The sequence below is a fragment of the Limnohabitans sp. DCL3 genome (assembly GCF_048019295.1).
Lineage (GTDB): Bacteria > Pseudomonadota > Gammaproteobacteria > Burkholderiales > Burkholderiaceae_C > Limnohabitans_A.
In genome coordinates, this window is record NZ_CP171842.1 from 1,351,103 (window position 1) to 1,361,470 (window position 10,368).

The window sequence follows — 10,368 nt, forward strand, 5'->3', positions numbered from 1 at the left end:
CCTTCAGTAATTTACAAATTGGATCAATGCTTTTGTTCGTGGGGCTGAGCGTGACCACGATCCTGCCCTTGTTGGTGCGACGTCGTTTCAACATCACCTTGGACGAGCAATTGGCCAAAGGCGCTGAAGAGTCATTCAAGCTCTTCATCTCGCTGAGCCTGTTGTTGTTGGCTTTTTGCATGGTGCGTGCACAGGGCGATTACCGAGGTGCCGAGGACATTGTGGCGCGCGAGGGCACCGTGATGCTCAAAATGGATCGCGCTTATGAGTCCTTTGCCACCGAAAACACCGACGCCTTACGGGTGGTGCTGCGCAGTTATGCCGAGCATTTGGTCAAAGACGAATGGACTCTGTTGTCTCAGGGGGAGCGCGCTGAAACCGCTACGGAAGATTTGCGGGTGTTATCGACCATCTCCAAGCAACTGGAGCCGGAAACCGCCGAGCAGCAAGTGGCGCGCTCGGAGATCATCCAGTCGGTTAATCAACTCAATGACTTGCGTGAGGCCAGAATCTCTGCCAGTTATGTGAAGTTGCCGACTTTTTATTGGTATGCCATTTGCACGGCCTTGTTTTTCTTGACCATGTTCGGCTGGTTGCAAAGTCCTTTGAGTAAGTTGCTCACCTATGTGGGCGGAGTGACCTGTGGCGTTTGCCTGATGCTCACCGTGCTGATTTCCACCTCCGGTATTTTTGCCGGACAACATGCTGTCTCTGCAGACCCCATCCGCAACGCCTTGACGCAGATGGGGACTCTGGACGATGGTTCTTGATGTCGTGTTCTCATTTTTAACCCCCAATACTTGATCATGCGAACTGCTCACAAACTGATTCCTTTACTGGCTTGCCTCGCTGGTGCCTATCCGGGCATGGCCTTGTCGGTGGACGCTCCAGAACAACGTTTGCCAATGGCCACGCAGCGTTTGCTCATCGAGCGATCTGCGGAGGATGTGGCCAAGGCCGATGCCATGGCCACACCGATGACCGAGTCAGATCAGTTGGCCCGAGAGGCGATTGACCTGATTCAGGCGAAAAAGCTCAAAAAAGCATCTGAAAAAATCAATGCCGCTTTGCGCCTGCGCGTGGACCGCTCCTACTACCACCTCATCAACGGCTTGATTTACCACTTACAAGCCAGAGAGGGGGGCGCCAGTTCTTATGAGTTGGCAGCTCAAGGTTACCAACAGGCGATCCGTTTTGACGAGTCCAATTGGCAAGCGCACCTGCTGTCAGGCCTGCTGAACATTGATACATCCAAGTTCGAGCAAGCCAGGTTGGACCTTGCGGAGGCCATGTACCTGCGGCCCGACGATGCCGATGTGCTCAATGCGTTTGCCTATGCCGCTTACCGTTCAGGATCACCCGATCTGGCCGCCGGCGCCATCAATGCCCTTGAAGCCATGGGAGGCGTCAAAACGCAAGTCGAAATTCGCAACGCTTCGGTCATCATGGCGGCTGTGGGGGAGCCTGAAAAAGCGCGTGCTTATCTCAACAGACTCAAGGACAAGACATCCCAGACGACTCGTAGTTTTCTCGAACGCCGCATCGATGATTGGCAAGGTGTCCACAACAGCCCGGGCATGGTCAAAACCCAATTCGGAGGTGCACCTGCCAGCCCTGGTGGGTTTGGGGGAGGATTTTCTTCACCCAGTGGCATGTCAGGCGGGTTTGGCGTGCAACCAGGTGGTTATGGGGCACCTGGTTTTTCAGGCGGGTTTGGTGCCGCTGGCATGCAAGGCGGCTTTGGCCAGCCTGGGATGCCCGGTACTCCGGGCATGGACAAGATGGTGGTGGTCGATGTGGTCATCATCTCCACGGAAGAAGACTATTCCAACCAGCAAGGCATGAACCTGCTGCGCGGTTTGCAACTGCAATTTGGCGGCAATGGTGGGGCTGCCTATGAAAAGCGCACTGTCAGTGACAGGAATGCTTCAGGCGACACCACGCAAACTTCCAGCATCACCCGTCTGATATCGGTGCCATCGGTGCGCTACAGCTTGAATATTTTCAACATCAACAGCGCACGCAATGAGATCTTGGCACGACCCACTTTGGTGGCCACAGCGGGACGGCCCTCTGAATTCTTTTCGGGTGCGGAGCTCAACGCCGTGGTGGTCAGCTCGGGGGTCAACTCCAACCCTGTCAATGTCGTGAAGGACATTGGCACCACCTTGCAGGTGACCCCCACATTTTTGGAGGATGGGCAAATCAATTTGAAAGTGTTGGCCCAGCGCACGTTCATCAAAACGCCCAATAACAACCTTTCCGGTTTTGATGCTCGGGTGGAAACATCAAAGAGCCGTGTAGATGCCAGTGTGGTGATGCGCCCTGGAGAGACTTTGATTCTGGGTGGATTGAGCGAAAAAGAAGGTGAGATCACGCGAGACGGCGTCCCCCTGTTGCAAGATGTGCCCTTGCTGCAGTACTTGTTTGCCAACCGAACTTCGCGCGATTATCAGAAATCAACGCTCATACTCATCACGCCGCGACCCGCGCAGTACGTTTACCAGCCAGAAAAAGCCCGCCAAGCCTATGAAAAAAGCTTGAGCGAGGAGGAGCGCCCCTTTGCCAGTCTGCGGGCACGTTATGCCGACTGGTTCAGACCTTACCCCAACTGGGCTTCGGTGTTCCGCCAACTGCAGGAAAATTCGCTTTACCGCGAGTTCCGCACCGGTGATGTGGTGCTGGAAAACTGGACCGACATGCGCTCACTCAAGGACCGTTTGGGCAAAGTGCGTGATTTTCTGCATTACTAAAAGGATGGGCCAGATGAACTACCAAGCTTTATTTTTGGGGTGCAGCCTGATGTTGGGACTCCCCCATGCCCATGCTCAAGAAGCACACGATGGGCGGCGTGGGGGTCTTTTCAAAGACACGTTGAATTGTCGATTTTGCGATTTACGCTACGAAGACCTGTCGGTGCGCAATTTCAAGAATGTCGATGTGACCGGGGCTTTTTTGCACGGCGCCAACTTTTCATGGTCGGTGCTCAAAAACGGCCGCTTCATGTCAAGCAATCTTGTTCAAGTGCGCATGGAGTGGTCAGATCTGGATGGCGCAGACCTTTCGAAGGCGACACTCGAGAACGCCACCCTGTTCCGCTCGTCTTTCCGAGGCGCGAACTTTCACATGGCCAACTTGTCAGGGGCCAACCTCAATCGCAGCGAAATGGCGGGTGTGAAAATGGTGGCGAGCGTCATGCGCCGGGCGGATCTGACAGCCGCCCGCTTGAGCAATGCGGACTTGCGTCAAGCCGACCTCAGTGATGCCAATCTGGAAAACTCACGGGTTCGCGACACAGACATGCAGGGCAGCACCCTCAATGGCGCCAGCTTTGAAGGCTGTGACCTGAAAAATTCAGATTTGTCGGGCTCATCCATCAAAGGAGCCAGTTTTGTCGCTACGTTTCTGCAACAAGTCAATTTCCGCAATTCGGACTTGAGTCACGCCAAGTTTCAAAATGCGATTTTGGAGGCCAACAACTTCAGCGGCGCCAACCTCACCGGTGCCGATCTGACGGGTGCAACGCTGCGCAACACCATTTTGACCGGCGCCAATTTGTGCAATGCCAAGATGCCAGATGGCAGCACAGGTGCATGCCCTGTGGCGACACAACCGAGCAGCGAGGGCGCTGCCATGCCACCGAAGGCACCGTCAGGGCAGTTACCTGGCATGAACCCGTTCAGCCCACCGGGTTTGTCACCCAACACGTCTCCCGGTTTCAACCCGGGATTCACACCGAATATGGCGCCCGGTTTTTCTCCCAGTGTTGCGCCGGGCATGGCGCCCAGTACTTCCCGACCGGATCTGCGATCGTCCCTGTCTTCAAGTCTGCACGCATTCAACGGTTTTTCGATTTCAATGAAAGGTGTGTGATGTCATCCAACACGTATGCGTCTAGCTTCCGAAGAGGCTTCTGCGCCTGGGTATTGCCTTTGCTGATGGGGGTGATGTGCAACATGGCCATGGCCCAATCCGGGGCACAGGGTGCCCCCGTTTTTCGCGTAGCCGTACCTGGCAACCTGTTTGCCAATTTGGGCAAGAGCGGTCCGGAAGGGGTTTTCCTTGAAACCATGGACGCATTGCTCAAAGGAATGGGCAAAGCACCGCAATACGTCATCATGCCCACGGGCGATGCATTGACGGAGTTGAGCAACGGCACACTCCATGCGGCCACTGTGGTGGTGCCTTCAGCGCGCACGGCCAACACCATGTGGTTGTCTGAGCCGCTGTTGGCGGAGTCCAACATCGTGGTGGCACTCAAGGACAAAGGTTTTGCGCTCAAGGATCTGCGCGACCTCACTGGCAAACGCTTGGGCGTTCGGCAAGGTTACCGTTACCCCCTGCTGGACAACAAATCTGGCATGAAACTGGAGCGATACACCACCGACGGCGAGATGCTGCGTGCACTGCTCTTTGACCAAGTCGATGCCATTTCGCTATCGGCCATCTCGGACATCTTTGCATTGCGCAGCGAGGGCATTATGAAGCGCTTGGTGGTGCTGGACAAAGCGGTCGGCTCGGTGCCGTTTGTGGCGGCCTTCTCCAAAGCCAAATTCAGTGATCAAGAACTCCAAGCGTTCAACAAGGCATTGGCTGAATTCAAGCGCAGCCCCCAGTGGGAGGAGGTGCTGGAGCGCAATGGGATGGCCGATCTTTACAAGCCTTGGCCCATGATCACGCCATAAAAAAATCGCTTGGACGGCTTCGTGATGGACCACCATCCTGGTTTTTTCGAGCAGGTGAGAGGGCAATTGCAAGGATGCAGGTGCTCAAGCAGGACTTTTTGTCGTCCCTGGTGCGTGCGGATGCACGTACCGCTTTTTTCCGATCAACCAATTCCCAGTTGAAAGGCAGGACACGCGAGCGCTTGAAAGAAAAAACGCGCCCGAAGGCGCGTTTTTACTGGGTTTCTGGCGGAGCAGGCGGGATTCGAACCCGCGGTGGGCTATTAACCCACACACGCTTTCCAGGCGTGCGACTTAAACCACTCATCCACCGCTCCGAAGTCCGCCATTGTAGCAGGGGAAAAACTCGGATATGGGGCCATGGCTTGAATTCTTGTCACTGGGATGCCGTATGCTGGTTTCGATAGTTTTTTGACGAAATCTCTTTTGCGCCTCTCACGCGCGTGTTTTTGTCCTTAAACTTCGCGACAGCTCAATCCCTTATCCTCTTCTTTGGCGCACAGCCCGACCAGCCCATGAAATTTCGTTTCCCCATCGTCATCATTGACGAAGATTACCGCTCCGAAAATACCTCAGGCTTGGGAATTCGCGCGTTGGCGGATGCCATCGTTGGTGAGGGCCTGGAGGTCTTGGGTGTGACCAGTTACGGTGATTTGTCGCAGTTCGCTCAGCAACAAAGCCGCGCCAGTGCATTCATCTTGTCGATTGACGACGAAGAGTTTTCACCGGGTCCCGATTTGGACCCTGCTGTCATCAATTTGCGCGCCTTCATCGATGAGGTGCGACGCAAAAATGCAGATGTACCCATTTACATCTACGGTGAGACCAAAACATCGCGCCATTTGCCCAACGACATCTTGCGCGAGCTGCACGGGTTCATTCACATGTTCGAAGACACGCCCGAGTTTGTGGCGCGTCACATCATCCGCGAAGCCAAAAGCTACCTCGAGGGCGTGCAACCACCATTTTTCAAGGCCTTGCTCGATTACGCCGAGGACGGATCCTATTCTTGGCACTGCCCAGGTCACTCCGGTGGCGTCGCTTTCCTCAAGAGCCCTGTGGGCCAGATGTACCACCAGTTTTATGGCGAGAACATGCTGCGGGCCGACGTTTGCAACGCAGTGGAAGAGTTGGGCCAGTTGCTGGACCACAACGGTGCCATCGGCGAGAGCGAGCGCAATGCGGCCCGCATTTTCAACGCGGATCATTGTTTCTTTGTGACCAATGGCACCAGCACCTCCAACAAGATCGTATGGCACCACACCGTGGCTCCGGGCGATGTGGTGGTGGTGGACCGCAATTGTCACAAATCCATTTTGCACGCGATCATCATGACCGGCGCCGTGCCGGTGTTCATGAAGCCCACGCGCAACCATTTCGGCATCATTGGCCCGATTCCCAAAAGCGAGTTCGAGCCTGCGGCCATCATGGCCAAAATCAAGGCGAACCCCTTGCTCAAAGGCGTGGACCCGAAAAAGGTCAAGCCGCGTGTCATGACACTCACACAGTCCACTTACGACGGTGTGCTTTACAACACGGAAACCATCAAAAGCATGCTCGATGGTTATGTGGAAAACCTGCACTTTGACGAGGCTTGGTTGCCACACGCTGCCTTTCACCCATTTTATGGACCGTACCATGCGATGGGAAAAAAGCGGGCGCGCCCGAAAGAGTCGATGGTCTATGCCACCCAGTCCATCCACAAATTGTTGGCCGGTATCAGTCAGGCCAGCCATGTTCTGGTGCAAGACGCGCAAAGCGTCAAACTCGACAGGCCCCTCTTCAACGAGGCCTATTTGATGCACACCTCGACTTCGCCGCAGTACAGCATCATTGCCAGCTGTGACGTGGCGGCTGCCATGATGGAGCCGCCCGGTGGCACCGCCTTGGTGGAAGAAAGCATTGCCGAAGCCTTGGATTTCCGCCGTGCCATGCGCAAGATTGATGCCGAGTATGGCAAAGACTGGTGGTTCAAAGTTTGGGGGCCCGAGAAGTTTGCCGATGAAGGCATTGGGCGCGCTGACGACTGGATTTTGCGCAACGACCCGCGCAAAAAAGCCAGCAAGTGGCACGGATTCGGTCAGCAATTGGCCGATGGCTTCAACATGCTCGACCCGATCAAGTCGACCATTGTCACACCCGGACTGGACTTGGATGGCAAGTTTGACAAAACCGGTATCCCAGCGTCCATCGTCAGCAAGTTCTTGACCGAGCATGGTGTGGTGGTGGAAAAGACGGGTCTGTACAGCTTCTTCATCATGTTCACGATCGGTATCACCAAGGGTCGTTGGAATTCCCTGTTGACTGCGCTTCAGCAATTCAAAGACGAGTACGCCAAGAACCAGCCGATGTGGAAAATCATGCCGGAGTTCTGCCAGAAGCACCCGCGCTATGAGCGCATGGGCCTGCGCGATCTGTGCCAGCATGTGCACGAGATGTATGCCAAGTACGACATCGCCATTTTGACGACCGACATGTATTTGTCGGACTTGGCGCCCGCCATGCGTCCTTCAGACGCTTACGCCCACATTGCCCAACGCAAAACCGAACGTGTGGAGATCGACCACTTGGAAGGGCGCATCACGGTGGGTTTGGTGACGCCTTATCCACCCGGCATTCCGCTTTTGATTCCCGGTGAAGTCTTCAACAAAAAGATTGTGGATTACCTCAAGTTCGCACGCGAGTTCAACGAGAAGTGCCCTGGATTTGAAACAGACATCCATGGCTTGGTGGAGATCGTGGACGAGGAAGGCAAGAAGCGCTACTTTGCGGATTGCGTGAAGGCTTAACGCTTCTTGTGGGGAGCGTTCTGTTTGCGAAGCAGGTGAGGCGGGGCTGTGTGCCGGGGACCAGAGGCGCTTCGCTTTGCCACATCGCCCCTGCACAGGGCCCGGCCTCATTCGCGGGGGGATATGAAAAAAGCGGCCTGGGCCGCTTTTTTCATGTCTGGACTGGGCCCATTCAGGACGCAGCCGCTGGCTCCGCAATGCCGCCGACCACTTGGCTGAAGCCCCCGTCCACATACGTGATCTCGGCGGTCACGCCCGCAGCCAAGTCGCTGAGCAAGAAAGCCGCCACATTGCCCACATCATCAATGGTCACATTGCGGCGAATGGGCGAAGCTTCGGCCACCACCGATAAAATTTTGCCGAAGCCCTTGATGCCACTGGCGGCCAAGGTTTTGATGGGGCCGGCCGAGATGCCGTTGGCTCGCAGACCGCGGTTTTGGCTGCCAAGCGACTCGGCCAAGTAACGTACCGACGCTTCCAAGCTCGCTTTGGCCAGACCCATGGTGTTGTAGTTGGGGACTGTGCGGATCGCGCCCAGGTACGTCAGGGTCAAAACTGCCGACTTGTCATTCAGGTAGGGCAAGGCCGCTTTGGCCATGGCAGGGAAGCTGTAAGCGCTGATGTCGTGGGCAATTTTGAAGCCCTCACGGGACAGGCCGTCCAAAAAGTCGCCGGCAATCGCTTCGCGCGGTGCGTAGCCGATGGCATGCACAAAGCCATCGATCTTGGGCCAAGTGGCTGAAAGATCGGTGAACAATTTTTCAATCTGCTCGTCGCTGCCCACATCACAATCAAAAATCAGCTGGGAATCAAAGTCTGCTGCAAATTCGGTGATGCGGTCCTTGAATCGTTCACCCACATAGCTGAAAGCCAATTCAGCGCCTTGCGCGTGGCAAGCTTTGGCAATGCCATAGGCGATGGAGCGGTTGGATAACACGCCGGTGATCAACAGTTTTTTACCCGACAGAAATCCTGTTTTTGTAGCCATGTCCTCAACTCCTCAAAAATGTGTGCAGAATTGTCGCATGCGAAGACCCCTGGCCCGAATCTGGACACACTGCTTGCTGGCCCTCGGGTTTGGCACGGCGGTGCCAGTGTGGGCTGCACATGCTTATGCGCAGTTTGGCGACGTCCGTTACCCCGCAGGCTTTGCCCATTTCGCCTATGTCAATCCTGTCGCCCCTAAGGGGGGAGAAATTGTTTTGGTCCCGCCGACACGGCAAACCAATTTCGACAAATACAACCCTTTCACGCTCAAGGGAAGTGCCCCGCCTGCTTTGCTGGGCATGTTGTTCGACACCTTGCTGGTGGGCAATATGGATGAGCCGACCACGGCTTATGGTTTGCTCGCCTCTGACGTTCAGGTGGCCGCCGATCGGATGTCGGTGGTTTTTCAAATTCACCCGAAAGCCCGCTTTCACAATGGCGAACCGGTGTTGGCCGCTGACGTTCGCCATTCTTTTGAACGTTTGACCAGCAAGGAGGCAGCGCCTCAATACCGCACTTATTTTGGTGAGGTCAAAAGCGCCACCGTGTTGGCTGAGCGCAGCATCCGTTTTGATTTTGTGCGACCCAACAGCGAGCTGCCTTTGATTGTGGGCGCCATGCCCGTGTTCAGTCGTCAATGGGGATTGCAGGGCAACACGCACAAAGCTTTTGACCAAATGATCATGGACGTCCCGATGGCTTCGGGGCCCTACCGCATCGGTCCGGTGCAGTTCGGCAAGGACATCACTTATGTGCGAGACCCTGCTTACTGGGCTCAAGATCTGAATGTGCGCAAAGGGCAATTCAATTTCGACCGCATCACTTACAAGATTTACAAAGACACCACAGCCCAGCTCGAAGCTTTCAAGGCCGGTGAGTTCGATTACATGCAGTCTTTTGTGGCCCGTGAATGGGCTCGGGCGTTCACCGGACGTGCATTTGAGCGCGGGACTTTGATCAAGGCGGAACTGCCGCATGGCAATGCAGGTGACTTTCAGGGCTTTCAGTTCAATTTGCGCCGGGAGCAGTTCAAGGATGTGCGGGTGCGGCAGGCGATTGCCTTGGCCATGGATTTCGAATGGTTGAACCGCCAATTGTTTTACAACGCATACAGCCGGGTTCGGGGTTTTTTTGTGGCCAGCGATTTCGAGGCCAAGGGTTTGCCTGGCTCGGATGAGTGGGCACTGCTGTCGCCTTTGAGAGCGCAGTTGCCGGCCGACGTCTTTGACCGAGTCGTACCGCAGCCGCCGCAAACGGCGCTCGACCCTGCCTCGGGTCACACGTTGCGTGACCATTTGCGCCAAGCGCGAGATTTGCTGAAAGACGCGGGATGGTCTTTCCGCGATGGCGCTTTGCGCAATGCCAAGGGCCAAGCCATGCGCATCGAATTTCTGGACAGTTCGGGCTCTATGGGCCGAGTGGTTACGCCCTTTGCCAAGAACCTTGAAAAATTGGGCATTCAGGTTCAATACAAAGTGATTGACTTTGCTTTGTTGCAAAAACGCATGGATGTGTTTGACTTTGACATGGTGAGCAACCGCACCGTGGGCAGCGAGGCACCGGGCACGGAGTTGCTCGAACGCTTTGGCAGCAAGTCGGCCGATGTGGAGGGTTCCGGCAATATTCTCGGTCTCAAAGACCCGGCCGTGGATGCGCTGCTCGATCAAGCGGTGAGCGCCACCACCCGTGCTGAGTTGGTCACGCGCTTGCGGGCACTCGACCGGGTGCTCAGGCATGGCCATTACGTGGTGCCGCATTGGTATGGCGCAGTGCACCGAGTGGCTTGGCGTGCCGCTGCTTTTGAGCGCCCAAGTGATTTGCCTCGGTTTTACCAGCCTGAAAAACTGGTGACCACGGTATGGTGGTCTCCCGCAGCCCGTGCCGCATCACGACAAACCCCCTGATCC

At 55.6% G+C, this 10,368-nt stretch carries 7 protein-coding genes and 1 tRNA gene; 6 read left to right on the forward strand and 2 right to left on the reverse strand.

The window, feature by feature from the left end:
* Positions 1-50: 50 nt before the first annotated feature.
* From ACHEXK_RS06100 to ACHEXK_RS06115, 4 genes are read left to right on the forward strand one after another with little or no spacing between them, the layout of a single operon-like run.
* Positions 51-770, forward strand: a complete 720-nt coding sequence (locus tag ACHEXK_RS06100) for a DUF4239 domain-containing protein (RefSeq protein WP_416548483.1) — start codon at positions 51-53, stop codon at positions 768-770.
* A gap of 36 nt (positions 771-806) precedes the next feature.
* Positions 807-2,753 (forward strand): hypothetical protein, encoded by a 1,947-nt coding sequence (locus tag ACHEXK_RS06105; RefSeq protein WP_416548484.1) that lies wholly within the window; start codon positions 807-809, stop codon positions 2,751-2,753.
* 13 nt (positions 2,754-2,766) lie between these two features.
* The gene (locus ACHEXK_RS06110; protein ID WP_416548485.1) at positions 2,767-3,873 is read left to right on the forward strand and encodes a pentapeptide repeat-containing protein; all 1,107 of its coding nucleotides are present in this window, start codon (positions 2,767-2,769) and stop codon (positions 3,871-3,873) included.
* Complete coding sequence (locus tag ACHEXK_RS06115; protein WP_416548486.1) at positions 3,873-4,685, forward strand: substrate-binding periplasmic protein; 813 nt, start codon at positions 3,873-3,875, stop codon at positions 4,683-4,685. The genes ACHEXK_RS06110 and ACHEXK_RS06115 overlap by 1 nt, the downstream gene beginning before the upstream one ends.
* Before the next feature lie 226 nt (positions 4,686-4,911).
* On the opposite strand, the gene ACHEXK_RS06120 is transcribed toward ACHEXK_RS06115, so the two are convergent.
* Positions 4,912-5,002 (reverse strand) — tRNA-Ser (locus tag ACHEXK_RS06120).
* Between the two features lie 198 nt (positions 5,003-5,200).
* Here ACHEXK_RS06120 and ACHEXK_RS06125 point away from each other — a divergent pair.
* Positions 5,201-7,474, forward strand: coding sequence for an Orn/Lys/Arg decarboxylase N-terminal domain-containing protein (locus ACHEXK_RS06125; RefSeq protein ID WP_416548487.1), 2,274 nt, complete (start codon positions 5,201-5,203; stop codon positions 7,472-7,474).
* A 172-nt stretch (positions 7,475-7,646) separates the two neighbouring features.
* On the opposite strand, the gene fabI is transcribed toward ACHEXK_RS06125, so the two are convergent.
* A complete protein-coding gene (fabI, locus tag ACHEXK_RS06130; protein WP_416548488.1) occupies positions 7,647-8,462 on the reverse strand; it encodes an enoyl-ACP reductase FabI in 816 nt (271 codons plus the stop codon).
* 37 nt (positions 8,463-8,499) lie between these two features.
* Here fabI and ACHEXK_RS06135 point away from each other — a divergent pair, with 37 nt between their 5' ends.
* Positions 8,500-10,365 carry an extracellular solute-binding protein gene (locus ACHEXK_RS06135; RefSeq protein ID WP_416548489.1) on the forward strand — a complete coding sequence of 622 codons (1,866 nt, stop codon included), beginning with the start codon at positions 8,500-8,502 and terminating at the stop codon, positions 10,363-10,365.
* The last annotated feature ends 3 nt before the right edge of the window (positions 10,366-10,368 follow it).